This is a genomic window from Luteimonas terricola (assembly GCF_004352845.1).
Classification (GTDB): Bacteria; Pseudomonadota; Gammaproteobacteria; order Xanthomonadales; family Xanthomonadaceae; genus Luteimonas; species Luteimonas terricola.
Window position 1 is genome coordinate 305,424 of sequence record NZ_SJRX01000003.1, and the last position, 24,039, is coordinate 329,462.

At 69.3% G+C, this 24,039-nt stretch carries 22 protein-coding genes, 2 tRNA genes and 1 pseudogene; 8 read left to right on the plus strand and 17 right to left on the minus strand.

The genetic code is table 11. The annotated features are described in order from the left end of the window. Positions 1 to 7 precede the first annotated feature (7 nt). The 6 genes from E2169_RS08895 to rsmD all read right to left on the minus strand — a co-directional run bounded on the left by E2169_RS08895 (position 8) and on the right by rsmD (position 4,717). A complete protein-coding gene (locus tag E2169_RS08895; protein ID WP_132986268.1) occupies positions 8 to 898 on the minus strand; it encodes an MBL fold metallo-hydrolase in 891 nt (296 codons plus the stop codon). Beyond that, positions 895 to 2,679: a gamma-glutamyltransferase gene (gene ggt / locus E2169_RS08900; protein WP_132986396.1), complete on the minus strand. Its 1,785-nt coding sequence runs from the start codon at positions 2,677 to 2,679 to the stop codon at positions 895 to 897. The genes E2169_RS08895 and ggt overlap by 4 nt, the downstream gene beginning before the upstream one ends. Positions 2,680 to 2,681: 2 nt before the next feature. Further along, on the minus strand, positions 2,682 to 2,936 hold the full coding sequence (locus E2169_RS08905) for a YfhL family 4Fe-4S dicluster ferredoxin (protein WP_132986269.1): 255 nt from the start codon (positions 2,934 to 2,936) through the stop codon (positions 2,682 to 2,684). A gap of 75 nt (positions 2,937 to 3,011) precedes the next feature. Then, complete coding sequence (locus tag E2169_RS08910; protein WP_132986270.1) at positions 3,012 to 3,509, minus strand: hypothetical protein; 498 nt, start codon at positions 3,507 to 3,509, stop codon at positions 3,012 to 3,014. A gap of 34 nt (positions 3,510 to 3,543) precedes the next feature. Beyond that, positions 3,544 to 4,050: a pantetheine-phosphate adenylyltransferase gene (gene coaD, locus E2169_RS08915; RefSeq protein WP_132986271.1), complete on the minus strand. Its 507-nt coding sequence runs from the start codon at positions 4,048 to 4,050 to the stop codon at positions 3,544 to 3,546. A 67-nt stretch (positions 4,051 to 4,117) separates the two neighbouring features. After that, positions 4,118 to 4,717 (minus strand): 16S rRNA (guanine(966)-N(2))-methyltransferase RsmD, encoded by a 600-nt coding sequence (rsmD, locus tag E2169_RS08920; RefSeq protein WP_132986272.1) that lies wholly within the window; start codon positions 4,715 to 4,717, stop codon positions 4,118 to 4,120. A gap of 65 nt (positions 4,718 to 4,782) precedes the next feature. On the opposite strand from rsmD, the gene ftsY reads away from it, so the two are divergent. From ftsY to E2169_RS08940, 4 genes are read left to right on the plus strand one after another with little or no spacing between them, the layout of a single operon-like run. Next, a complete protein-coding gene (gene ftsY / locus E2169_RS08925) occupies positions 4,783 to 5,976 on the plus strand; it encodes a signal recognition particle-docking protein FtsY (RefSeq protein ID WP_370465113.1) in 1,194 nt (397 codons plus the stop codon). Continuing rightward, positions 5,973 to 7,217 carry an AsmA family protein gene (locus tag E2169_RS08930; RefSeq protein WP_132986273.1) on the plus strand — a complete coding sequence of 415 codons (1,245 nt, stop codon included), beginning with the start codon at positions 5,973 to 5,975 and terminating at the stop codon, positions 7,215 to 7,217. The genes ftsY and E2169_RS08930 overlap by 4 nt, the downstream gene beginning before the upstream one ends. After that, on the plus strand, positions 7,214 to 8,293 hold the full coding sequence (gene mutY / locus E2169_RS08935; protein WP_132986274.1) for an A/G-specific adenine glycosylase: 1,080 nt from the start codon (positions 7,214 to 7,216) through the stop codon (positions 8,291 to 8,293). Before E2169_RS08930 ends, mutY begins: the two co-directional genes overlap by 4 nt. Next, positions 8,290 to 8,565, plus strand: coding sequence for an oxidative damage protection protein (locus E2169_RS08940; protein ID WP_132986275.1), 276 nt, complete (start codon positions 8,290 to 8,292; stop codon positions 8,563 to 8,565). Before mutY ends, E2169_RS08940 begins: the two co-directional genes overlap by 4 nt. Here the strand turns inward: E2169_RS08940 and E2169_RS08945 are convergent. Next, positions 8,541 to 8,993 (minus strand): DUF6491 family protein, encoded by a 453-nt coding sequence (locus E2169_RS08945; protein ID WP_132986276.1) that lies wholly within the window; start codon positions 8,991 to 8,993, stop codon positions 8,541 to 8,543. The two genes, E2169_RS08940 and E2169_RS08945, sit on opposite strands and share 25 nt — an antisense overlap. 154 nt (positions 8,994 to 9,147) lie before the next feature. Here E2169_RS08945 and E2169_RS08950 point away from each other — a divergent pair. Then, positions 9,148 to 9,223, plus strand: a tRNA-Phe gene (locus E2169_RS08950). Positions 9,224 to 9,387: 164 nt separating this feature from the next. Here the strand turns inward: E2169_RS08950 and E2169_RS08955 are convergent. Both E2169_RS08955 and E2169_RS08960 read right to left on the minus strand, forming a co-directional pair. Continuing rightward, positions 9,388 to 9,774, minus strand: a complete 387-nt coding sequence (locus E2169_RS08955) for a type II toxin-antitoxin system HicB family antitoxin (protein WP_132986277.1) — start codon at positions 9,772 to 9,774, stop codon at positions 9,388 to 9,390. A gap of 8 nt (positions 9,775 to 9,782) precedes the next feature. Next, positions 9,783 to 9,965 carry a type II toxin-antitoxin system HicA family toxin gene (locus E2169_RS08960; protein WP_132986278.1) on the minus strand — a complete coding sequence of 61 codons (183 nt, stop codon included), beginning with the start codon at positions 9,963 to 9,965 and terminating at the stop codon, positions 9,783 to 9,785. Positions 9,966 to 10,054: 89 nt separating this feature from the next. Here E2169_RS08960 and E2169_RS08965 point away from each other — a divergent pair, with 89 nt between their 5' ends. Beyond that, complete coding sequence (locus E2169_RS08965) at positions 10,055 to 11,338, plus strand: DUF445 domain-containing protein (protein ID WP_132986279.1); 1,284 nt, start codon at positions 10,055 to 10,057, stop codon at positions 11,336 to 11,338. 46 nt (positions 11,339 to 11,384) lie between these two features. On the opposite strand, the pseudogene E2169_RS08970 reads toward E2169_RS08965, so the two are convergent. The 3 genes and pseudogenes from E2169_RS08970 to ku all read right to left on the minus strand — a co-directional run. Next, a pseudogene (locus E2169_RS08970) lies at positions 11,385 to 11,561 on the minus strand (HupB); the annotation flags it as partial. A gap of 34 nt (positions 11,562 to 11,595) precedes the next feature. Next, positions 11,596 to 12,591, minus strand: coding sequence for an SDR family oxidoreductase (locus tag E2169_RS08975; RefSeq protein WP_132986281.1), 996 nt, complete (start codon positions 12,589 to 12,591; stop codon positions 11,596 to 11,598). Positions 12,592 to 12,732: 141 nt separating this feature from the next. Beyond that, complete coding sequence (gene ku / locus E2169_RS08980; protein WP_132986282.1) at positions 12,733 to 13,689, minus strand: non-homologous end joining protein Ku; 957 nt, start codon at positions 13,687 to 13,689, stop codon at positions 12,733 to 12,735. Positions 13,690 to 13,833: 144 nt separating this feature from the next. On the opposite strand from ku, the gene E2169_RS08985 reads away from it, so the two are divergent. Continuing rightward, positions 13,834 to 13,908: transfer RNA gene (locus E2169_RS08985), tRNA-Val, on the plus strand. 453 nt (positions 13,909 to 14,361) lie between these two features. Here the strand turns inward: E2169_RS08985 and E2169_RS08990 are convergent. From E2169_RS08990 to E2169_RS09010, 5 genes are all read right to left on the minus strand, one after another. Continuing rightward, on the minus strand, positions 14,362 to 15,588 hold the full coding sequence (locus E2169_RS08990; RefSeq protein ID WP_165942379.1) for an EAL domain-containing response regulator: 1,227 nt from the start codon (positions 15,586 to 15,588) through the stop codon (positions 14,362 to 14,364). Further along, positions 15,585 to 16,004: an Hpt domain-containing protein gene (locus tag E2169_RS08995; RefSeq protein WP_132986284.1), complete on the minus strand. Its 420-nt coding sequence runs from the start codon at positions 16,002 to 16,004 to the stop codon at positions 15,585 to 15,587. Before E2169_RS08995 ends, E2169_RS08990 begins: the two co-directional genes overlap by 4 nt. 115 nt (positions 16,005 to 16,119) lie before the next feature. Beyond that, positions 16,120 to 17,676 (minus strand): serine hydrolase, encoded by a 1,557-nt coding sequence (locus E2169_RS09000; protein ID WP_229659136.1) that lies wholly within the window; start codon positions 17,674 to 17,676, stop codon positions 16,120 to 16,122. A 158-nt stretch (positions 17,677 to 17,834) separates the two neighbouring features. Next, positions 17,835 to 20,876: a TonB-dependent receptor gene (locus E2169_RS09005; RefSeq protein WP_132986286.1), complete on the minus strand. Its 3,042-nt coding sequence runs from the start codon at positions 20,874 to 20,876 to the stop codon at positions 17,835 to 17,837. A 39-nt stretch (positions 20,877 to 20,915) separates the two neighbouring features. Further along, entirely contained in the window at positions 20,916 to 22,454 is a 1,539-nt protein-coding gene (locus E2169_RS09010) for a transglutaminase-like domain-containing protein (protein WP_370465114.1), read from the minus strand. A 143-nt stretch (positions 22,455 to 22,597) separates the two neighbouring features. On the opposite strand from E2169_RS09010, the gene E2169_RS09015 reads away from it, so the two are divergent. Beyond that, positions 22,598 to 24,031 carry a C40 family peptidase gene (locus E2169_RS09015; protein ID WP_370465115.1) on the plus strand — a complete coding sequence of 478 codons (1,434 nt, stop codon included), beginning with the start codon at positions 22,598 to 22,600 and terminating at the stop codon, positions 24,029 to 24,031. Positions 24,032 to 24,039: the final 8 nt, after the last annotated feature.

A 24,039-nucleotide genomic window follows, 5' to 3' on the forward strand; every position in this document is an offset into this window, starting at 1 on the left:
AACGGCTTTACGCGCCCAGGCCACGGGCCTGCAGGCGCTGGACCTGGTGCACGCCCTCGAAGCGGCCGCGCCCGTCGCGCCCGACCTGCGCCAGCGCGCAGCCGGGATCGTGGGTGAAGAACAGGTGCACCCCGCGCGCCAGCTTGTCGTCGAGGAAAGCCTGCTTCTCGTCGATCAGGGTTTCGGCGCAGCGGTCGTAGCCCATGGTGATCGGCACGTGCACCCAGGGCAGGCCGGGCACGAGGTCGGCGCAGAACACCACGCCGCCGTGGTGGCCGTCATCGCGCAGCTCGGGGCCGAGCACCTCGGCCAGCATCATTCCCGGCGTGTGGCCGTGGCTCCAATGGAAGCGCACCGCGTCGCCCAGGGCCGGCGTGCGGTCGCCGTCGACCAGCTCCAGGCGGCCGCTGGCCTCGAGCAGCGCCGGCAGCTCCGGAATGTAGCTGGCGCGGTCGCGCGGATGCGGATCCTGCGCGCGCTCCCATTGCTCGCGGCCGATCACGAAGGTGGCGTTCGGGAACAGCAGCTCCGGCGCCTTGCCCTCCTCCCAGGCCGTCAGCAGGCCGCCGGCGTGGTCGAAGTGCAGGTGGCTGAGCACCACCACGTCGATGTCCTCGTGCCCGAAGCCGGCCTCGCGCAGCGAGTCCAGCAGCACATGGCCGTCGCCGCCGATGGCGTAACGCTCGCGCAGCTTGGGCTCGAAGAAGGCGCCGATGCCGGTCTCGAACAGCACCGTGCGGCCGTTGAGCGGCGTCGCCAGCAGCGCGCGCGTCGCCAGCGGAATGCGGTTGAGTCCGTCGGGCTCCATCCAGCGCGACCACAGCGCGCGCGGCGCATTGCCGAACATCGAGCCGCCGTCGAGCCGCTGGGTATTGCCTTCGATCGACCAGAGCTTCACCGCGACGGCTCCGGGTCCTTCGCGCCATGGGTCGTGGCGCCCTTGCCCACGGGATTGCGCGGATCGGTGCCGGCCTCGAGCCTGTTGCCGGCGATGTCCCAGGCCACGGTCTGGAAGTTGCCCCAGACGTCGCTGGAGCGGCGGCCCTGGCTGGCCTCTTCCTCGGGCAGCTGCAGCGTGTGCCCCATCGCGCGCAGCGCCTGCACGGTGGCCACGTCGAAAGTCCCGGTCTCGGCCTGGAGCACGTCCGGCATCCACTGGTGGTGGTAGCGCGGCAGCGCCGCAACGTCCGGCGCCGACAGCCCGGCGTCGTAGCCGAGCACGCCCAGCAGCACCATGGTGATGATGCGGCTGCCGCCCGGCGTGCCGAGCACGGCGACTCTGTCACCCGAAACCATGAAGGTCGGCGTCATCGAGCTCAGCATGCGCTTGCCCGGCTCCGGCGCGTTGGCGGCGAAGCCCATCACCCCGAAGGCATTGGGCGTACCGGGCTTGAGCGCGAAGTCGTCCATCTCGTTGTTGAGCAGCACGCCGGTGCCCGGCGCCACCAGGCCGGAGCCATACAGCAGGTTCACCGTCTGCGTGGCACCGACGCGGTTGCCTTCGGCGTCGATGATCGAAAAGTGGGTGGTTTCTTCGTCCTCCAGCGGCGTCGGCGCACCCGAGAGCAGGTCGCTGGGCGTGGCCCTGTCCGGGTGGATGGTGGCGCGCAGGCCGGCGGCGTAATCGGCGCTGGACAGCAGGCGCTGCGGCACCTGCACGAAGTCCGGGTCGCCAAGGTAGAAGGTGCGGTCGCGGTAGGCGCGGCGCATCGACTCCACCACGAGGTGGGCGCGCTGCGCTTCGGTCAGCGCGTCGAATTCGTAGGGCGCCAGGATCTGCAGCATCTGCGCCAGCGCGATGCCGCCAGACGACGGCGGCGGCGCGGTCACGATCTCCCAGTCGTGGTATCCGAAGCGGACCGGCTCGCGCTCGCGCACGCGATAGGCGGCGAGTTCGTCTTCGGTCCAGGCGCCGCCCTCGGCGTTGACGCCGGCGACCAGCCTGGCCCCGATGTCGCCACGGTAGAAGCCATCGAAGCCCTGCTCGGCCAGGAGCTCCATCGTGCGGGCGAGATCGGGCTGGCGGAACAGGTCGCCGACCTCGATCGGCCGGCCAGCGGCCAGATAGACCTCGCGGGTGCCGGGATAGCGCTCCATCACCGCGCTGCGCGCCGCGTAGCCGCGGGCCATGCGTGCGTACACCGGGAAGCCCTCGCGCGCGATGCGGATCGCCGGCGCCAGGGTGCGCGACAGCGGCAGCTTGCCGTACTTCTCCTGGATGTGGACGAAGGCGGCCGGCAGCCCGGGGATGCCCGCCGACCAGGCGCCGTTGGTGGCGCGGTCGCGGTCGAAGCCGCCCTCGGCGTCGAGGTAGCGCTCGGGCGTGGCCGCGGCCGGCGAAGTCTCGCGGGCGTCAAGGAAGACGTCGCGCCCGGTGGCGGCGTCATGCAGCAGGAAGAAGCCGCCGCCGCCGAGGCCGGAGCTGACCGGCTCCACCACCGACAGCACCGCCGAGACCGCGATCGCGGCGTCGAAAGCGTTGCCGCCATCGGCCAGCACCTCCATCCCGGCGTCCGTCGCCAGCGCGTGCGCGGAAGCGATCGCCGCGCCCGGCGGCTTCACCGCCTGCTGTACCGGCGCAGGCGCCGCACTCACTTGGCCATCGGCGGCCAGGAGCAGGCCGGAAGGGACGAACGCGATCAGCAGCGGCAGCGCCAGGCGGCGCAACAGGGTCGGGATGTTCAAGCAGCCTGCTCCTTCAGCCGCAGGAGCTTTGCCAGCAGCTGGTCGTGGGTTTCAGGGATGTCGGGATCCGGATCGATGCATTCGACCGGGCACACCACCACGCACTGTGCCTCGTCGAAATGCCCCACGCACTCGGTACAGCGCGCGGGGTCGATCACATAGATGTCTTCGCCCTGCGAGATGGCGTCGTTCGGGCAGGCGGGCTCGCAAACGTCGCAGTTGATGCAGAGCTCGTTGATGCGCAGTGCCATGGGGCCATTGTAGACCCTGCATGCGCGGCCCGCCGCCGGGCCTGGCGGCCGGCGGCGGCGGGGCGGACCCGGGACTCAGCCCGCGTCGACGAATACGAAGTTGACGCCTGCCGGAGCAACGGCCGCGGCGACGCGGTCGCGGTCGGCGGCGCTGCCGATGAACAGCACCCGCACGTCCTTCATCGTGTCCGGAGCGACCTCGGCGAAGGCCTCGACCACGATGTCGGCCATCTTCGTCGAATCCGACGAGGCATAGGCCAGCATGTTCCCGCGCACGATGCCGCGCGCGACGTCGGTCCTGGCCTTGTCCTGCAGGCGCGCGTACGCACCGGCATCCGCGTCTTCGTCGCCGGTCGCTGCCGGCAGGTAGTAGACGTAGGGCTGGTTGGCGATGCCTTCCATGTTGCGGGTCACCACGTCGGACACGTAGCTGCGCCAGGCGCCGTCGTCGGCTGTGGTGGGAGCGGTCAGCGGCGCGGCAACGGCGGCAACGACGGCCTCCTCCTTGTTGCAGGCCGCCAGCAGCGGCAGCACCAGGAATGCGATCAGGATCAGGCGGGTGGTGGTCTTCATATCGGGTTCCCCAAGGGTTGTTCGGTGTTGGTGCTCAGTCTATCGCCGCGCGCCGCCATTCGGCCTGCAGCGCATCATCAACCGCGTCCGGCACGAAGGACGAGACATCGCCACCGAGGCGGGAGATCTCGCGCACCAGCGACGAGGAAATGAAGCCGTACTGCTCCGCCGGCGTCAGGAACAGGGTTTCCACCTCGGGTATGAGGTGCCGGTTCATGCTCGCCAGCTGGAATTCGTACTCGAAGTCCGAAACCGCGCGCAGGCCGCGCAGCAGGATCCTGCCGCCGACCTCGGACACGAAGTGCGCGAGCAGCGAATTGAAGCCCATGACTTCGACGTTGTCGTAGGCGGCCAGCGCCTTGCGCGCCAGGTCCACCCGCAGATCGAGCGAGAGCGCCGGGCCCTTGGCCGGGCTTTCGGCGACGCCGACGATGAGCTTTTCGAAAAGCGGCGCGGCGCGGTCGACCAGGTCGACGTGGCCGTTGGTGATCGGATCGAAGGTGCCTGGATACACCGCGACCCTGTTCCGGACTGTGTTCATGCCTTGGCTGCGCCGTGGTTTGGGTGCTGTAGCCGCCGCGAGTGTAGCAGCGACACGCGGCGTCGTTTCAAGTCGCGCCCCCGCGCCGGAGCAGCACGTGACGGGCGTCGCGGGTCCCGGATTCGCGGTGCAGGCGCCAGCCCGGACCGGGCGGCACGGCCGGCCCGTCGGGCGGGGATTCGAGATAGAGCCAGGCATCGTCGGCCAACCACGGGTCGAGTCGCGCCAGCGCCTCGTCCCACAGCCCGTCTATAAATGGCGGGTCCAGGAACACCAGGTCGAAGCGCCCGTGCAAGGGGGTCCGGAGCAGCTCGAGCACGTCGGCCCGCAGCACCGTGGCAACGTCGCCGGCACCCAGTCGCTCGCAGCTGGCGCGCAGCGACTGCGCCAGCGCCGGGTCGCGTTCGACCAGCAGCGCCTCGCGCGCACCGCGCGACAGCGCCTCCAGTCCCAGCGCCCCGCTGCCTGCGAACAGGTCCAGAACGCGCGCGCCGGCAAGCATCGGCTGCAGCCAGTTGAACAGCGTCTCGCGGGCGCGGTCGGACGTCGGCCGCAGGCCTGGCGCCCGGGCCACCGGAAGCTTCGAACCGCGCCAGCGCCCACCGATGATGCGCACGCTGCCGGGGAGCGTGGAGCGGGAAGGAGCGCGCGGGGCCGGTGGTACCATGGCGCCGCATTGTCCGCGCTTGCGCAGCGCTGCGCATCCCTCCCCCTTCCCCTGGTCCGTTCGCGATGGTGAGCTTCTTCCGCCGCTGGAAATCCGACGCCGACACGGCCAGGCAAGGGAGCGACGACGCCACGACGAGTTCGGCCGCCGAAGCCATCGAAGCCGCCAGGGCCCTCGGCGCCGCGGCCGAGGCGGCCGCTCCCGTCGCCAACGATCCGGGCACCGCCGATGTCGCAGATGCCGGCGTGCCGAAGCCGCCCCCGATGTCGGAGCCGCTTCCATCCACCCCGCTGCCGGAACAAGCCCCGGCTTCCACGCAGGAAAAGCCCCCCGCTCCGCCCGGCAAGCCCGGCTGGCGCGACCGGCTCAAGGGCAGCGGCATCGCCCGTGGCCTCGGCGGCCTGTTCTCCCGCAACCCACGGCTGGACGACGACCTCCTCGACGAGATCGAAACCGCGCTGCTCACCGCCGACGTCGGCATCAGCGCCACCACCGCGCTGGTGGAATCGCTGCGCGGGCGCATGAAGGCGCGCGAGTTCGCCGACGTCCCCGCGCTGCGCAACGCACTGCGCGCCGACCTGGTCGCGATGCTCGAACCCGTCGCGCGCCCGCTGGCGATCGATCCCGCCGCCAGGCCCTTCGTGATCCTCACCGTCGGCGTCAACGGCGTCGGCAAGACCACGACCATCGGCAAACTGGCCAAGCGCTACAAGGACGAAGGCCACGCCCTGATGCTGGCCGCCGGCGACACCTTCCGCGCCGCCGCCGTGGCCCAGCTCCAGGCCTGGGGCGAACGCAATGGCGTGGCCGTCATCGCCCAGGGCCAGGACGCCGATGCCGCCTCGGTCGCGTTCGACGCCCTGCAGGCCGCGCGTGCGCGCGGCATCGACGTGCTGATCGCCGACACCGCCGGGCGCCTGCATACGCAGCAGGGCCTGATGGCCGAACTCGCCAAGATCAAGCGCGTGCTCGGCAAGCTCGACGGCGGCGCCCCGCACGAGGTGCTGATGGTGATCGACGGCACCACCGGCCAGAACGCGCTCAGCCAGCTGCGCCATTTCCATGCCGCCGCGGGCGTCACCGGCCTTGTCGTCACCAAGCTCGACGGCACCGCCAAGGGCGGCGTGGTGTTCGCGCTTGCACGCGAGTTCGGCATCCCGATCCGCTTCGCAGGCATCGGCGAGCGCCCCGAGGACCTGCGCGTGTTCGATGCCGAGGCCTTCGTCGACGCCCTGCTGCCGGAGGCGCTAGGGGCGTGAGCCTTCGCCGCGGGCTCGTGCTCGCCGCGGGCGCCGTCGCCATCGTGCTGCTGCTGGCCGCGCTGGCGGCGGCGATGCTGATGCAGCCGCAGCGCCTCGCGCGCCTGGTGCTGGGCAGCGTGGGCGACGGCCTGCGGCTGGAGATCGATTTCGAAGGCGAGGCGCGGTACCGGCTGCGCGGCACGCCGATGCTTGAAGTACACGATGTCGTGGCGCGCCGCCCGGGCGACGATGAACCCCTGCTCCGCGCCGCCCGCGTCCTGGTGTCGCTGCCGTGGTCGACCGTGCGCGACCGCAGCGCACCACTGGTCCTGCAGCACATCGAACTCGACTCCCCCGCGCTCGACCTGCCGCGGCTGCAGGATTGGTTGGCCTCCCGCCCGCCGGGCGCCGGAGGCCTTCCGACCCTGTCCGAAGGAATCACGGTGCGCGACGGGCGCATGCTGGCCGAAGGCTGGGAGCTGCGCGGCCTTGAACTGCGATTGCCCCGCTTCGCCGCCGATGCGCCGCTGGCCATCGCCGTCGCCGGCACCCTGGCGATGGCACCGCCCACCCTCGTCCACTTCGATCTGCACCTCGCGGCGACGCGCCCGGCCAACGGCGCCGGCATCGGTGCGCGCGGGCAGGTGCGCGTGGAACACGAAGGCTGGCAGCTTCCCGCTTTCGTCACCGCCTCGGGACCGCTGCATTCGGGCGATGGCAGCTGGCGCATCGCCCCGCTGCGCTTCGGAGCGTCCGCCGAATACCGCGGCGAAGGCGAGCCCCTGCCCTTCACCCTGGGCGCGCACGGCCCGCTGCGGCTTCGCGACGGCACCTGGACGCTGGTACCGGCAATCGTGGCGCTGCGCGGCGAAGGCGTCGTGCCCGCACTTGATGCGCACGGCCGCGCAGCGCTGGGCGGCGCGCTGCTGCTGGAGCTTGCGGGTGCGATGCCGGCCTGGCCGGATGGCTGGCCCGCGCTGCCGATGCCGCTGCGCGCGTCCACTTCGCCGGTCGCCATCGAACTCGCCTACGCGGGCGCACGCGACCTGTCCGATCCCGTCACCCTGCGCATGGAGCGCGACAGCGCCCGCGCCGAGGCCCAGGCGCGCATTGCCGAACTCTTCGACTGGGTGGACGCGGCCGCCACGGGCACCCCGCTGCCGCCCCTGCGCGCCCGCGCCAGCGCGCCGCGCGTCGAGATCCCCGGCGGCGTGCTGGAAGGCGTCGAGATCGGCATCGAACCGGACGGCGCACCGTGAACCCTTCAACCGTCGACGCCTTCACGGCGCCACTGCTGGCCTGGTTCGACGTCCATGGCCGCCACGACCTGCCCTGGCTGCACCCGCGCACGCCGTACCGCGTCTGGCTGTCGGAAATCATGCTGCAGCAGACCCAGGTGCGCGTGGTCGTGCCCTACTTCGAACGCTTCGTCGCCGCCCTGCCCGACGTGGCGGCGCTCGGCGCGGCGCCGCTGGACGACGTGCTCGGCCTCTGGTCCGGGCTGGGCTACTACGCCCGCGCACGCAACCTGCACGCTGCCGCCCGCGCCTGCGTCGAACTCCACGGCGGTGCGCTTCCGCGCGACTTCGCGGCCCTGCTCGCCCTGCCCGGCATCGGCCGCAGCACCGCCGGCGCCATCCTCGCCCAGGCCTGGGGCGAGCGCTTCGCGATCCTCGACGGCAACGTCAAGCGGGTGCTCGCCCGCTACCACGGGATCGAAGGCTGGCCCGGGCAGTCGACGGTCGAGAAGCAGCTGTGGCAGCGGGCACAGGAACACCTGCCGCCGGCGCGCCTGGCCGATTACACCCAGGCGCAGATGGACCTCGGCGCCACCCTGTGCACGCGCCACTCGCCGGCCTGCGCGGACTGCCCGCTGCAGGACGGGTGCGCCGCATATGCGCAGGGACGCACGGACGAACTGCCCACGCCGAAGCCCGGCAAGCCACTGCCCACCCGTGAAGCGATGCTCCTGCTGCTGCGCGACGCCGAAGGCCGCGTCCTCATGCAGCGTCGCCCACCCGTGGGCGTATGGGCACAGCTCTGGTCGCTGCCCCAGGCCGAAGACTGCGAAGCGGCGCGCGACTGGTTCACGGCCCACGTCGACGGCGACTACGCACGCGGCGAAGCGCTGGACACCATCGCCCACGCCTTCAGCCACTACCGCTTCAACATGCACCCGCGGCGCTGGCAGGCGGTCGCTACCGCGGCCACGGTGCGCGACAATGAAGACCTGCGCTGGGTCCCGCGCGACGCGCTTGCCGGCCTCGGCATCCCCGCGCCCGTGCGGACGCTCATCGAAGCGCAGTTCGATCCACCCCAGGAGAACCAGCCGTGAGCCGCATCATCCACTGCGAATACGAGAAGCGCGAGACCGAAGGCCTCGACTTCGTGCCCTGGCCGGGCGAACTCGGCAAGCGCGTGTTCGCCGGCATCGGAAAAACCGCCTGGGGCGCGTGGCTCGCGCACCAGACGATGTTGATCAACGAGAACCGGCTGTCGCCGATGGACCCAGAGCACCGCGCGTTCCTGGAGCGCGAGATGGAGAAGTTCCTGTTCGGCGGCGGCGCCGAGAAGCCCGCCGGCTACGTGCCTGACGGCGAAGCCTGAGCCTCGTCGCGGGCGGTCTTCTCCGCTGCCTTGATCCTGGCCGTGTCGAGCTCGCGGATCTCCCGGATCCTGCACGGCATCTGGATCGAGCTGCGGTTGTGCACCATCACCTTGTCGAAGCCCGCGTACACGCGGCTGGCCTGGCTGGTCAGGCTGATGACCGGAGTGAAGTCGATGTCCTGGCAGCGGCCGGCGAAGGTGAGCAGCCAGGCCTCCCTGGGCCGGGTCCAGACGGCGATATTGGTGTCGTCGATCGGCGTCCAGCCGCTGATGCGGCCGAGGTAGCTGAAGCTGCTCACCGGCTCGCCAGCGGCGTCTTCGTAGACGGCAAGCTTCTGGGCCTCGCTCATCGACCCGGTGCTTGCGCAGCCCGGCAGCACCAGCAACCCACACAGCGCGGCGGCAGCCGCGACCATCCTGACGTTCATGCTGTCCTCCCGCCGCGCAGGGCGGCATCGAATACCCGAATGGGGATCATCGCGCAGGCTGCATCCAGCCGCGGCCTTGCCGCGGACAGCGTTCAGCCGGGATATGGCCTTGCCTCGCCCGCGGCCGCTCCCGTATCATTCCGTGCTCGCCAGTGGCCGGGTAGCTCAGTTGGTAGAGCAGGGGATTGAAAATCCCCGTGTCGGGGGTTCGATTCCCTCCCCGGCCACCACAAAGATCAGGCGGTTACAAAAAAAGGGCCCGAGGGCCCTTTTTCTTTGTCCGGCAGTTGTCCGACTGGCGACCGCCTTGATGTCGAGGGCAGACATCATTGCCCCCCAAACGAACAACCCGCGCTCGGCGGGGTCTTCCTTTACTTGTCTTGTAGACTTTCGATCAGCCTATAGCCATGTGGGCGATGTAGCTGGACCGAGACTCCCCAAGCTCCTTTGCCTTGGCGTCCAGGCGCCTCAATACACGCCGCGGCAGCGTGATGTTCACGCGCTCCACGGTGTCATCCAGCAAGGCCGGGTCTACAGTGATGGTCCCAACCAGCCAGCCCTGAAAGTCGCCCTTCTCCATGGCGTCCTGCATCGAGGACGGACGGGGAATGATGCGGCCGGCATCCAGGGCGGCATCCATCCACGCAGCCGCCGCTTCTTCCACGGCAATCATCGCTTCGTCCAGCGTGTCGCCGGCAGAAAAACAGCCGGGAAGATCGGGGACAGCCACGCCCCAGGCGGTGTTCTCGTCACCTGCTTCGATCATGATGGGATAACGCATATTGGCTCCTACTTCAGCCCCGCCAGCTTGCGGAGATTGCTCACCAGCCGCTTCCCAAGATCTTTCCTGGGATGTGGCACAGAGATGATGTTGGGGTTCTTCGGGTGGACATACACATGATGTGAGCCGCGGACTCGGTCCTGCGTCCAGCCGTTCGCTTCCAGCTCCTTGATGAGTTCGGCGCTCTTCATCAGTGTGTATGGTACACACCAGATGACGGGCACGGCAACTGCCCCGCGATTCTCAATCCTCGTGCCGCAGCCCGCGTTAACCTGTGCCGATGCCGCCCTTTCCCGATCCCCGCGAAGCCGCGCTGCGCCGCCGCAAGGCGATCGCCCTCGGGTTGCTGGGGGGCGCGGGTCTCGGCCTGGTGGTGGTCTCGGTGTTCGAGGCCACCCATCCGCACTGGGCCTTCGGTTTCCTCGCCGCGGTGTTCGAGGCGGCCCTGGTCGGCGGCCTGGCGGACTGGTTCGCGGTGGTCGCGCTGTTCCGGCACCCGCTGGGGATGGCCTGGATTCCGCATACGGCGATCATCCCTTCGAAGAAGGACGCGCTGGGCGCCAGCCTCGCGGACTTCATCTGCGACCACTTCCTCGGCACCCGCCAGGTGGCGGACAAGCTGCACACGATGGATATCGCAGGCTCGGTCGCGGACAAGCTCGCCGACTCCGCCTTCTCGCAGACCATGGGCCGCGCGCTGGCCAATGCCCTGCCCCGCATCCTCGACGCGCTCGACAGCGAGGAGCTGCATCGATTCCTGCACCGCCTCGCCGATACCCGCCTGCGCCAGGTCGACCTGTCGGGCGCGGTCGCGGTGGTGCTGCGCCAGCTCATCGACGAAGGCCGCCACCAGGCCCTGGTCGACGCCGGCCTGGCCTATGCCGGCGAGGTGCTGGCCGCGCCCGGCACCCACGAGCGCGTGTCGGAGATGGCTTCGCGCGAGCTGTGGAAAGTGCTGCGCTACCTGAAGCTCGAAGGCGTGGTCGCCGACAGGGTCGCGGACAAGCTGGTGGCGGGCATGACCGGCATGGTCAAGGACATGGCCACCGACCGCGACCACGAGGTGCGGCAGCGCATCGGCGACGAGTTCGAGCGGCTGATCCTGCGCTTCGAAGGCGACCCGGCGCTGCGCGAGCGCGTGAACGCCTTCCGCGACCAATTGATCGAGGACTCGGACCTCTCGCGCTACCTGCGCAGCCTGTGGCGCGACCTGGCGACCTGGATCCGCGAGGACGTCGAGCGCGACGACTCCGCCATCGCCGCGCGCATCTCGAGCGTCGGCGCCGGACTGGGCGCACGGCTGGCGGCCGACGACGACATCCGCGCGTGGATCAACGGCGGCATCATCGATCTGGTGCTGCCCGAGGTCGAGCGCTACCGCGAGGGCATCCGCGAGTTCATCGTCGAACGCGTGCACCAGTGGAGCGCCGACGAACTCACCCGCGAACTGGAGCTGGCGGTGGGCTCGGACCTGCAGTTCATCCGCTACAACGGCACCGCGGTGGGCGCGCTGATCGGCGGCGTGCTGTACGGGCTGGTGCACGCGATCCAGCGTCTGGTCTGAGCGCCGTGGCGTCCGGCGCCACGGCAGGTTTGCCGCCGGCGCCTCAGGACGACTTGCGCCCGGATCCCGACTTCTTCCCGCCGCCGTCCTGCTTGTTCACCGTCGCCCAGGCGATGCGCTCGGCGTCGTCCTTCGAGCGGCCCTGCTCGCGCTCGCTCTCCTCGATGTGTTCGGCCTGGCGCTTCTGCTTGTCGGTATAGGCCGATTTGTCTCCGCGGCTCATGGTTGTCTCCTTCAGTCAGTCCTGATGTCCTGGATTACCCGCGCGGCCCGCCCATCACGGGGAGGATCACGCCGTTCACGTACGAGGACATCACCGGCGACGCCAGGAACACGAAGGCCGGTGAAATTTCCTCGGGCTGGGCCGGCCGGCCCATGTCGCTGTCCTTGCCGAACTCCGCGACGTCGGGTGCCGCCTTGTCGGCCGGGTTGAGCGGCGTCCAGACCGGGCCCGGCGCGACGCAGTTCACGCGGATGCCGCGGCCCAGCAGGTTGCTGGCCAAGGACTTCGTGAACGCATGGATCGCACCCTTGGTCGCCGAATAGTCGGGCAGCTTCGGGCTGCCGAAGATGCCGGTCTCCGACCCCGTGTTGATGATGCTGCCGCCCTCCTCCATGTGCGCCAGCGCCGCGCGCGCCATGTGGAAACAGCCGGCGATATTGGTTTGCAGCGTCTCCTGCAGGTGCCGGTCGTCGAGGTCCTCCAGGCGCTCGACGTGCTGCTGGAAGGCGGCGTTGTTGACCAGCACGTCCAGGCGCCCGAAGGCTTTCGCCACCTTGTCCACCGCCTTCTTGCAGAACTTCGGATCGCGCACGTCACCCGCGATCACCAGGCAGCGCCGGCCCTCGACCTCGACGTGGCGGCGCGTCTCCTCCGCGTCGACGTCTTCCGCCAGGTGCAGCACAGCGACGTCCGCCCCTTCGCGGGCGAACAGCACGGCAACGGCGCGGCCGATGCCCGAGTCGCCGCCGGTGACGATCGCCGCCATGCCCTCCAGCTTGCCGCTGCCCCTGTAATCGGGTGCCTGGAAGCGCGGCTCCAATGCAAGCGCGTGTTCATTGCCCGGCTTGGCCAGGTGCTGGGCAGGCATGATGGTCGGCTGATGCCTGGTTCCGGCCTGCGCAGGCTTCTTTTTCGCGGGAGCCTTCTTCTTCGCGCGCTTCGCGGCGGCGCCGGCCTTCCGCTGGATGTCCTGCTGGCGCTCGGCGGTCTTCCCCGCGCCGCCGCCCTTGCCCGCCTTCTTCGTTGCCATCAGCCGCCTCCGCTGCATGGATCACCGCTTGGACGCTACCCGGAACGGCGTTGGCGCACCGTCGTCGCGGCGTGCAGGCTGCATCACACCTCAGACGCGGGCTGGGCCACTCCAGGGCGCAGCCGACGGTCGCCGCCGGCCTCAGCCGGCCTTGCGAGACGGGGCCTTCGTCGCCTTTCCGGTCTTCTTCTTCGCGCTCTTCGCGGCGGTCTTCTTCGCCGTTTTCTTCGCGACCTTCTTCACTGCCTTCTTCGCGGGCGTCCCTGCCGCCTTGCCACCCGTCTTCGCCGGCGTGCGGCGCTTGCTGCTGATGCTTTCCTGCAGCAGGGCCATGAAGTCGACCACGTTGGTGGCGGCATCCGCCGGCGCGTCATGGTCGTCGTCGTCGGGCTTGGCGACCACGCCCTGGGACTTCATCCGCGCGCGGATGACTTTTTCCAGACGGTCGCGAAACTCGTCCCTGTAACCCGTCGGATCCCAGTCACTGGCCATCGAATCGATGAGTTGCCTGGCCATCTCGCGCTCCTTGGTGCTGATCCGGTAATCGCCGGCGTCGCCCTCGGGCAGCCGATAGTCGGCGGGATCCACCAGTTCCTGCGGGTAGCGCAGCAGCATCAGCACCAGGGCATCGCCCTGCGGCAGCACGGCGCACAGGTATTCGCGGGTGCGCACCACCACCCGCGCGATGCCCGCGCGCCCGATGTCACGCAGCGTCTCGCGCAGCAGGACATACCCCTTCTCCGCCTTCTTGCCGGGCACCAGGATGTAGGGTTTCTCGTAGTACTGCGGCGGGATCGCCGCGGCGTCTATGAAGCTCTCGACCTCGACCGTCTCGCGGCTGTCCGACGCGGCGGACTTGATGTCGTCCTGCTCGAGCACCACGTAGCTGCCCTTGTCGTACTCGAAGGCCTTGACCACGTCCTTCCAGGGCACTTCCTCGCCGGTCTCGGCGTTGACCCGCTCGTAGCGCACGGGCTTGTTGTCGCGTGAATCGAGCATGCGGAAGCTCAGGTCCACCCGGCGTTCGCCGGGCATCAGCGACACAGGCACGTTGAGCAGCCCGAAGCTGAGGGTGCCGGTCCAAATGGGGCGCGCCATGGCGGCCTCGCGTCGAAGGGATGGACTCCGGACGCTAAATCCGCGCCGGTGACCCGGGGGTGAAACGGGCGCCGGACAGGCCTCGGGATACATCCCGAACTTGCAAGGACCCGCACCCGCTGCTGTATACTTCGCAGCCGATTCGGGCGGTTAGCTCAGCGGTAGAGCATTGCCTTCACACGGCAAGGGTCGCAGGTTCGATCCCTGCACCGCCCACCAGATCCAACGAAAAAGGCCACCTTCGCGGGTGGCCTTTTTCGTGGTTCATCTCCCAACTCCGGGGGGAACGGTTTCGACAACGGGTGTCTGCTTCTTTCGCTACGCCCCGCCGTGACCTGGAGGGCCCCGCCGCGGCCGGGGGGGCGTCGCGGCGCATGTCCCCCCGCCTCCCCCAGGCGGCGGATGCCTCCTCCATGACATACCCCCCCACCCCACCCCCCCACCCCGGGGCGCGGCTGCGGCTGCAGATGCGCGATGCCCGGCTTTTGCTCCCGGGCCACCGCGTACTGCTGCGCACCGGGTGCCAAGGCCCTTGAGAGCGAAGTCAAGGAGGAGGCGACGGCCGCAGGCCAGCGCCGGGGGACATGGGCACTCAAGGGCCTTGGCACCCGGTGCCCGCGCTGTATCAATGGCGCGCCAGTCCCTCAGTCGGGAGAAGAACCTTTTTCGTGGCTAGGCGGCGAGCAGCCCGTCCCGCCTGGCGGGCCAGGCGGCGAGCCACGCCGCAATGTCCGACGCCGGCATCGGCTCCGCCACCAGCGCTCCCTGGCCCAGGTGGCAGCCCAGTGCGCGCAGGCACGCGAGGTCCCCGAGCGTGTCGAGGCCTTCCGCCACCGCCTGCATTTCGAGCTCGCGCGCAAGCGCGAGCGCGGCCTGCACGATGGCGCGCCGGGAAGGATCGCCCGCCGCCCCGCGGACGAAGCCGCGATCGATCTTCAACTCCGAGAAGGGCATGTCGCGCAGCTGTGCCAGGTTGGAGAAGCCCGTACCGAACTCGTCGATCGCCAGGCGCACGCCCTTGAGCCGCAGCCGGCTCATGATGTCGAGCTGCGCGTGCGCCTCGGTCGGCAGCCGGGTTTCCGCCAGCTCCAGGACCAGCCGTTCCAGCGGAAAGCCCGCCGCGCCCGCCAGCCTGGCCACGCGGTCCGGGAAGTCCAGCGCGCCCAGGCTCGCCATGGACACGTTCACCGCGACGTCCAGGGAGCGGCCTGCCACGCTCCAGTGGCTCGCGTCATGCAGCGCGTTGGCCAGTACCACGCGCGCGAGCGGGCTCACCAGGCCGGCTCCCTCGGCCAGCGGTACGAACTCCACGGGCATGACGATCCCGCGCGTACGGTGCTGCCAGCGGGCAAGCGCCTCGACGCCGACCACCTCGCCACTGCGAAGGTCGATCTTCGGCTGGTAGAGGTTGAACAGCTCGCCGGCGGTGATCGCCGACCCGAGCGCCGCGGCGTCGGGAGCGGAGAACGGCGGCACCGGCGCGCCTGCCTCCATCGCCGGGGCGACAACGGCCTCCCGCGCCTTCAACAGCGCGCGCAGCTCGGCGGGCTGCACGGGTTTGGCCAGCCTGCCCAGCACGTCCAGCCCCTGCTCCCGCGCCAGCTGCTCGACCGCCTGCAGCACGCGTGGCTCGGCGCCGCTGATCAGCGCCAACGCGCCACGGAAACCCATCGCAGCGAGGTGCCGCACGAACTCCACGCCGTCCATCCCCGGCATGCGCAGGTCACAGAACACCAGGCCGAAACCGGCAGGGTCGGCGGACAGGCGTCCGAGCGCATCCTCGCCGCGCGAACACAGCTCGATCGTCGAATAGCCGCTGTCCCGCAGGCCCATCGCCCGCAGTTGGATGTGCAGCAGCCGGGTAGTGAAATCGTCGTCGTCGACTACCAGTATCTTCAAGATCCGTACCCCGTCATCTGCCCTGCCGCTGGAGCCTGCGCCCCGCGCCAGCACCGCATTGCGGCCAGCGCCGCGTCGATTGCGTCCACCACGTCCCCCACCAGCGGCGCGACCATGTCGCTGCGCCCCGCTTCGCCGTGTTCCTCAAGCTCTGCGCACAACACCCCCAGGGGCAGTGCGCCGACCGAGCGCGCGGACGATTTCAGGCTGTGCGCCAGCATGGCGGCTCCGCCCGCGTCGGCGTCCGCGGCTGCCCGAAGCAGCCCGGCGCGCATCCCGGTGGCCACCGTGTCGAAGTACGCAACGATCTCCAGCAGCAGCGCGGGTTCGTCGCCGACGATGTCCCGGAGCACGCGCACATCGAAGGCGCTCTCGACCACCACGATGTGCTGGCTCGTGCCCGCAATGTCCGTCATGCCCCCTCCGTGGAAGCAGCGGAACCGGGAATGCTGCCACGCAGCATGGTAACGGGACGCCGCGCGGCGCCCCGTGCGTCCTGTCACATACCGGGGCGCGGCCGCGAGCGCGATCTCAGCTGCAGTCGCCGACGCGCTCGAATGCGAGGTCTTCGTAGTCGTAGCTGAAGTCCGCCTCCGGATCGACCTTGGCCATGACCAGGCGCGCCGATCCGCCCTCCACCCCGCGGGAGAACTCCATCCAGGCATCTGCATCGGCACCGAGCGTGTCGAAATCGACCAGCAGGCGCTCGCCTTCAAGCAGGACAGCGCCGGACAGCCGCGGCGACTTCAAAGACGCAAAGCGCACCCCGCCATCCACGGCGCAGACCGTCACCTCACCGAACCAGGGATCGCGGTAGCGACCCAGCCAGGTGGCCATTCCGCCGGCCGTCGCGGGGCGGCGGGCGGGATCCGTGCCGGCGGACGCATCGGAGGTGGTGGCCTCCGCAGCCGCCATGGACCTTTCCATGGCGAGCAAACCGGCGTAGTGATCCACCAGGCTTGGCCGTGGCGCTTCGGGCGCCTGCTCCCCGGCTCCTGCGGAGGCCCCGGCGGTGAAGTGCCTGGACAGCGCCTGCTCCAGCACCGTGCGCGCCTCGCCGGCATTGCCGTTGATGAGGATCACGAAGCCCACGCCGAGTTCCGGCAGCAGCGTCACCGCCGAATACATGCCCGAGAGCGTGCCGGTGTGCGAAACCTTGGCGGTGCCGTCGACATCGGTGAGCCGCCAGCCGTGGCCATAGGCGTAGTAGTGGCTCCGGTTCCAGTCGCGCATGCGCTGCGAAAGGGGCATCGGCATGTGCGCCGTCCAGGCAGCCTCGCGCTGCGTCTGCGACAGCCACGGCGCACCGTCGGAACCGGGCGTCTCCGGATCCAGCCAGGCCTGCACCCAGCGCAGCATGTCGTCCAGGCCACAGCGCACGCCACCGGCCGCGGCCATCGGCATGTCGGCCACCACCTCGCCGTCGGGCCGCGCGACCCAGCCGCCATCGCGGCGCGCGTGCGGCGCGGCCACGCTGCCGGCCTCCGCCACGCGCCACTCCCCGATGCGACAGCTGTCCAGCCCGAGCGGCTCGAACACCTCGCGCCGCAGCAGCACGTCGAAGGGCGCGCCGCCGGCGGCCGCGGCGACCTCACCGGCCACGATGTACAGCGTGTTGTCGTAGGCGTAGCGCGAACGGAAACTCCACCGCGGCTTCAGGTGCGCCAGCCCCGCGATCACCTCGTCGCGGGTGAACGCGTTCGGCTCCGGCCACAGCATCAGGTCGCCGGCACCCGGACCCAGGCCGCTGTTGTGGACCAGCAGGTCGCGCACCTGCATCTCGCGCGTCACCCAGTCTTCGTGCATGCGGAAGCCCGGCAGATGCTTCACCACCGGGTCGTCCCAGGCCAGCAGGCCGGCATCGACCTGGCGCGCCAGCAGCGCGGCGGTCATGGCCTTGGTGTTGGAGGCGATCTTGAACAGCGTGTCGCGCGCTATTGCGTCCCCGCTGCCGGAGGCGGTTTCACCACGCAGTTCCACTTGCTGCACCTGGCCGTCAACCACGACCCCCACAGCGATGCCGGGCAACCGGTAACGCTCGACCGCATCATCCACCGCCGCCCTGACCGCGGACGCAGGCCGTGCCACGGACGCTGCCGGCTGCAGGAAAAAAAAAGCGGCCAACAGCGTGGCCGCGAAGGGGACAGACCTAGGATTCACTTTCCACCACTCCATCGCAGCGGCCAGGCCGCCGCCGGCTCCCGCCGGCGACAGCCCGCCCGATCATCGATGCCCGGAAGAAGGCATCAGAAGTTCCACGTCACCACCAGCTGCGCGTAGCGCGGCGACTGCCAACGCGTGCCGGTGCCGTGCAGCCCGCGCGACACGCCGGGGCCAAGCTCGTAGCGCTGGCGCACGTTGATCACTTCCTGGTCGTTGAGCAGGTTGAACACCGACAGCCTGGCCTTGAGGTCGATACCGTCGACCGGCAGCGTCCAGGTCACGTTCGCGGCCAGGTTGTAGGTCCACGGCAGGCGGCCGCCCGAACCACGCCCGGCATACTCGTACACCCGCTCGGCCAACCCGCCGCTGCAGTTCTGCACGCAGTGCCAGAACGTACCGCCGCCCGAGCCTTCGGTCACGAAGCTGGCGCCGCCCGTGGTGTCGTTGGGCCAGGTCACACCGAACTGGTTGATCGGGGCTCCGGACATCGCGGTCATCATGCCGCCCACCGACCACTGTTCGTTGAACGCGTAGCTGCCACGCAGCTTGACCTGGTGGCGGTGGTCGTTGAACAGCGGACCATAGTCCTGGTTGTTGGACGGGTGGTCCCAGTACTGGACCATGCCGGTGTCACCGTAGTTGGTGTCGGAGTTGACCGGGCCCTCGTGGTTGCCGTCGGACTTCGACCAGATGTAGGAAGCGTTGAACGCCCACTTCTCGTCCCAGGCGCGGTCGATCTGCAGTTCGATCGACTTGTAGGTGCGCTCCGGCTCGGAATAGCCGACCACCTGGCCGCTGCCACCCATGATGTAGCCGTCCTTCGAGGTGTCGATCGTGATCCAGCCCTCGGTGTCGCAACCGATGCTGGAGTCACCCCAGATGGTCAGCGGCTTGCCGGGGTTCGCGATCGGCCACAGGTTGTAGCCCACCGGTCCGCATGGCGTGTGGTTGATGCGCACGTCGTCCAGCGCGTTCTTCATGCGGCGGTAGGTCGCGTTGACGCCCCATGACCAGGTCTGGCTGAGCATGCCCTGGTAGCCGAGGATCGCCTCGTCCTGGTAGACCGCATCCAGGTCGCGGTCGACGCTCTGCCGCAGGTCGCCCACCGAAACGTTGTAGTTGGTGTCGACCGGACCGATCTGGGTCCCGATGATCGGCTCCATGTACGAGGCGCCCGTCACCGGGTTGGTGGCCTCCCTCCAGCCATCGAGTTCATAGAAGGTGCGCTCGTCGGTGAGGCCGCCGGCGAAGGTGTAGTTGATGTTGTTGGTGACCGGCAGGTAATAGCGGCCGAGGTTGCCGAACAGCTTGCTGGTGCCGTCGCTCTTCATGTCCCAGGAGAAGCCCAGGCGCGGCGACACCAGCTCATCCATCTTGATGAAACTGCCACCGGCCGCGGTCTTGTTGTCGAAGCTGTCGACGCGAAGGCCGATGTTGAGCAGCAAGTCGGGCGTCACGCTCCAGGTGTCTTCGATGTAGTACGCGCTGGCCTCGGTCTCGAACACGCCGCCGTCCACGCGGCGGCGTCCCATCAGGATCGAGTCCACGCCGGGGGGAACCACCGAGCCGTTGTCGAGCACCGAGCCCGGCGACATGCTGTAGGCGGTGTAGCGCATGCCGGTCGGACCGGGGTAGAAGCTGGTCCGGTCGGTCGTCATCAGCTCGTGGTCGATGCCGAAGCGCAGCTGGTGGTTGCCCAGGGTCCACTCGAAGTCCAGGCGGGCGACTTCGCGCTCGTCCTCGTGCGCCACGATCATGGCCGACGTCGGATGACAACCCAGGGGCGGCTCGCCCATGGATTCGTAGACGTCACGGTAGCTGGCGTCGAAGAAGATCTGCTCGCAGGGGCCGTCGGCGGGCGAGAACGAGAAGGACTGGCTCTGATTGATGCCGTACATCGCCTTGGCGACGAAGCTCTCGCCAAAGTAGCCGGTATAGGTCAGCGAACCGCTCTCGCCACCGCCCTGCACCGTATTGCTGCCGACCGCATCGCCAACCTCACCCGTGTCCCAGTCATAGTTGAAGGTGCCGGTCGTGGTCTCGGCATCATCCGAGAAGGCCAGCAGTTCCAGCAGGTGGTTGTCGCTGATGCGCCAGTCCATCTTCGCGCCCCAGAAGCCGTCGCCGGACTCGCCCCGGAACCACGAGCCGCCACCGGTACTGCTGTACTTCGAGTTGAAGTCGCGCGCCTCGTACATGGCGAACAGGAACAGGCGGTCCTTGATCAGCGGACCCGACGCCCAGACGTTGGCCTTGCCGAAGCTGCTGCGGTCGCGGCTGGCGCGGTAGATGGCGGTGGACGTCGTGCCGTTGGAGTTCTGACCCGTGAACTCGTGGTCGTCCGCGCTCGCCTTCCATGCGCTGGGCTCGAAGGTCAGCTCGATGCCGCCTTCGAGCTCGTTGCCACCCGAACGCGACACAGCGTTGATCACGCCGCCGGTGGCGCGTCCGAACTCGACGGAATAACCGCCGGTCTTGACCTGGAACTCCCGGAAGAACGCGAACGGGGCGGTCGAGAAGCTCTGGCGGCGATAGAAGTCGGTGACGTTCAGACCGTTGATGAAGACCGAGTTCTCGGCCACCGACGAGCCGCCGAAGGAAATACCGCCGAACGACGAGTTGCCACCGACCACGCCCGGCGCCAGCAGCGCCACCGAGGTCAGGCTCTGCGCCACGGGCAGGCGCGCCCATTCCTCCCGGGTGATGTTGGTGGCCGATTCGGTGGAGTGCACGTCGACGCGGTTGATGATGCGGCTGCCCAGCACAGTCACCGCACCCAGGTCGGCGATGCCGCCAGAACTGCCGAGGTTGACCGTGGTGGTGCCCCCCAGTGCAACGTTGAGGCTCACCGGCTCACCCAGCGGCTGGCCGTCACGGGTGACGACGAGGGAATAGTCGCCCACCGGAAGCTGGCCCAGGCGGTAGCTGCCGTCGCCGCTGACGGTGACAGACCGGGTCAGACCGGTGGCTTCGCGGGTCACCACGACCTGGTCGCCCGCGGTGGCCCGACCCGCCACTGCACCCGTGGCGCTCTGCGCCATCACCACCGGCGTCATCGCCGACAGGCACGCCCCCAATGCGATACAGAGTGCGGCTCGGCGGAACTTGGTATGGCTGCGCTTCATTGTGATTCTCCCCGGAACAGGTGTTGGCTCATGGTTGGCTCAGGCGTTCTCATCCGTGACCGGTGGCAGCAGCTGCCACTCGAAGTCGTAACTCCATTGATCGAAATACAGGTTCCCCCCGTCCCACTCCGCCTCGCCGCGCTGGAGGTCGACGGTTTCAGAGCGCGGGTGCCGCTTGGCCGGCACGAACTCGCGTGAATAGTCGTCGTTGAAAGCGATGCGGTAAGCGTCCAGGCCGCCGAGGTAGAACCCTGCGATCCCGGCATCGGCACCGGGCAGGCGGCCGAAGGTGACGTCCATCGGCACCCAGCCGTACGGAGCCAGGTACATCCAGCCCCAGTCGTGCATGTTGTTGTAGCTGCCGTCGGAGAAGATCCAGCCCGACTGCCAGCGCGCGGGAATGCCGTTCATGCGCAGCAGGGTGATCAGCAGCAGGGTCTGCTGGCCGCAGTCGGCGTGGCCCTGCTCGAGCGCGTGCTCGCCGATGTTGGTGATGGTCGAGTATTCGCGGGCGCCGGCCCAGGGAATCGAATCCACGGCCGCGAACAGCTTCTGCGCGATGCGGTAGGGATTGGTCTCGTCACCGACCACCTGCGCGGACTTCAGGCGCATCGCGTCGCTGAACATGACGTGCGGCGCGCGCTCGGCAACGTACGGCGCCAGCTCCGGCGTGATCTCCGCAGGCACCACACGCTCCGCATCGATATCGACGTACTGGGCGTGGACGGTGAGCGCGTAGCTGACTGAAAACTCCGTGGGTTGACCGGCCACCGCCGGCGCCTCCATGTAGACGGTGCGCTGCAGCGCCGACTCGGGCGCAAGCTCATGGCGCGCCGGCACCGTCGCCTGCAGTCCGATGTCCTCCTGCTGCCCGGGGATCGCGCGCGGGAACGGCAGCCAGGCGCGCACGGTCTCGCCGGCCGGTACCGCATCGGGCTTCACCGTCAGCGACTGCGTGACCCGCACCCGCTGCGGCGCCACCGCGCGCTCGCCGCTGGCCAGTGCTGCTTCGCGCACCTGGACGTGGTGCGGATGCACGGCCACTTCCAGCGGGCTGTCGTAGAACTTCAGCGGCGTGGTCCGGCGCTCGCGTGCCTCTTCGCTCAGGCGGTACAGGTTGGACGGCCCGCGGCTGAACCAGCGGCGCTCACCGTCGATCACCCGCGCTTCGACCAGGCCCGCCGCGTCCCAGCGCGCGAAATCGGCGTCGCTCATGTCGGGGATGTCGCGGCGCAGGCGCTCCCTGGCGCCGGCAGCGTCGAGGCGGAAGTCCATCAGGATGCGGCGCATGCGCTCGCGCTGGAACTCCAGCGCCGTGCGCTGGTCCGGCGTCAGCGATGCATCGCCCAGCGCCGCCGCGATCGCCGCCTCCGCGCCCTTGAAGTCACCGGCATCGACCAACTGCACGATCGGCGCCGGCGCGGCCAGGCGCGCGCCGATGTCGATGGCAGGAGCTCCGGCCATGGCTGCCGGTTCCACGGCCATCACCGTCGGCATCCAGGCCATCGCAAGCGCCAGCAACACCGGCGCGGCCGGCAGCGCCCGCCGCATATGCGGCAGACAGGGTCGCGGTGGCATCGAATTGTCAAAGGGTGCAGCCGTCACTGGATAGCCTCTCTCCTGGCCCCCGGGGGTACTGCTTGAGGCTGTGTAACATGGCGTTCACGGATCGTCAATAATTTATTCTTTCTGATTGATTTTCTTGAATGATGTATTCCATGATGGCCTCCCGCACCAAAATGCCGGGAAGGGGACGACCCATGCGATTCGCAGCACTGCTCTTCAGCCTGCTGCTTGCACTGCCGGCCTTCGTGGCCGCACGCGAGCCAGCACCGCCTTCACCACCGCTGGCCGTACCGGGCCTTGCGGAGGCCCACCTCACGCCCGGGCACTGGATCGCCGCGCTCACCGAGCCGGACCGGGTAGTCCTCACGCCCGCGCAGATCGCCACGCAGAACGCGCGCATGCGGACCGGGGACGCGTCGATCCACGACCTCGCGGCGCTGCCGGCTACGATCGATGGCGCCCTGGTGCGCGGCTGGGTCGAAGCACTGTCCGAACTCCCCGACCGCGAGCGCTTCGACGTGCACGGCAAGCCGGTCACCCGGGGCGACCTGCAGCGCATCCAGGCCAACGTGGCGCTGGACGCCGTCCCCGACAGCCAACCGGCGCGCCACGGCATGGTCGTGCGCCGCGCCGCATTGCGCACCTTCCCCACCCGCCTGCGCGTGTTCCACTCCGCCGGCGACACCGACATCGACCGCTTCCAGGAAAGCGCGCTGTTCCCGGGCGATCCGGTGGTCGTCGTCCACGAAAGCCGCGACGGCCAGTGGTACTTCGTCGTCAGCCAGCGCTATGCCGCTTGGATCGAGAAGCAGTACGTCGCCGAGGGCGACCGGGACGCGATCCACGAATGGGGCCGGCGCGCGCCGTTCCTTGTGGTCACGGGTGCCACCGCGCACACCGCGCACACGCCCGAAAACCCCGGCGTTTCCGACGTGCAGCTGGAAATGGGCGTGCGCGTGCCGGTGCTGGCCGACTGGCCGCCGATGGACCAGGTCAACGGCCAGCTTCCGGCCGCGGCCCATGTGATCGAGCTGCCGGTGCGCGGCGAGGACGGGACGCTGTCGTTCGAGCCGGCCCTGCTGCCGCGCTCGGCCGACGTCGCCAGCGACTACCTGCCGCTGACCGAAGCCAACATCATCCGCCAGGCCTTCAAGTTCCTCGGCGAACGCTACGGCTGGGGGCATTCGTACAACGCCCGCGACTGCAGCGGCTTCGCTTCCGAGATCTACCGCAGCTTCAACGTGCTGATCCCGCGCAATACCAGCGCGCAGTCGATCAGCCCCGCGCTCAACCGCCTGCCCTTCAGCGCCGACGACAGCCACGCGGCCCGCGTCGAAGCGCTGCGCGAGGCGCGCCCGGGCGACCTGGTCTACATCCCCGGCCACGTGATGATGGTGATCGGCCACGTCGACGGCGACATCTTCGCCATCCACGACACCAGCGGCATGAGCTGGCAGCCCGAGGGTGCCGACGAGCTCGTGCGCCTGCATCTCAACGGCGTGGTGGTGACGCCGATCCTGCCGATGATGTCGAACGCGACCACGCCCACGGTCGACCGCATCACCAGCATCCAGCGCATCCGCCCCTGAGCGAGCCC

Coding starts and splice junctions, on each gene's coding strand:
- E2169_RS08905 (WP_132986269.1), bottom strand. CDS start 2,936: ATGGCACTGCGCATCAACGAGCTCTGCATCAACTGCGACGTTTGCGAG.
- E2169_RS08910 (WP_132986270.1), bottom strand. CDS start 3,509: ATGAAGACCACCACCCGCCTGATCCTGATCGCATTCCTGGTGCTGCCG.
- coaD (WP_132986271.1), bottom strand. CDS start 4,050: ATGAACACAGTCCGGAACAGGGTCGCGGTGTATCCAGGCACCTTCGAT.
- rsmD (WP_132986272.1), bottom strand. CDS start 4,717: ATGGTACCACCGGCCCCGCGCGCTCCTTCCCGCTCCACGCTCCCCGGC.
- ftsY (WP_370465113.1), top strand. CDS start 4,783: ATGGTGAGCTTCTTCCGCCGCTGGAAATCCGACGCCGACACGGCCAGG.
- E2169_RS08945 (WP_132986276.1), bottom strand. CDS start 8,993: ATGAACGTCAGGATGGTCGCGGCTGCCGCCGCGCTGTGTGGGTTGCTG.
- E2169_RS08955 (WP_132986277.1), bottom strand. CDS start 9,774: ATGCGTTATCCCATCATGATCGAAGCAGGTGACGAGAACACCGCCTGG.
- E2169_RS08960 (WP_132986278.1), bottom strand. CDS start 9,965: ATGAAGAGCGCCGAACTCATCAAGGAGCTGGAAGCGAACGGCTGGACG.
- E2169_RS08965 (WP_132986279.1), top strand. CDS start 10,055: ATGCCGCCCTTTCCCGATCCCCGCGAAGCCGCGCTGCGCCGCCGCAAG.
- E2169_RS08975 (WP_132986281.1), bottom strand. CDS start 12,591: ATGGCAACGAAGAAGGCGGGCAAGGGCGGCGGCGCGGGGAAGACCGCC.
- ku (WP_132986282.1), bottom strand. CDS start 13,689: ATGGCGCGCCCCATTTGGACCGGCACCCTCAGCTTCGGGCTGCTCAAC.
- E2169_RS08995 (WP_132986284.1), bottom strand. CDS start 16,004: ATGACGGACATTGCGGGCACGAGCCAGCACATCGTGGTGGTCGAGAGC.
- E2169_RS09005 (WP_132986286.1), bottom strand. CDS start 20,876: ATGAAGCGCAGCCATACCAAGTTCCGCCGAGCCGCACTCTGTATCGCA.
- E2169_RS09010 (WP_370465114.1), bottom strand. CDS start 22,454: ATGCCACCGCGACCCTGTCTGCCGCATATGCGGCGGGCGCTGCCGGCC.
- E2169_RS09015 (WP_370465115.1), top strand. CDS start 22,598: ATGGCCTCCCGCACCAAAATGCCGGGAAGGGGACGACCCATGCGATTC.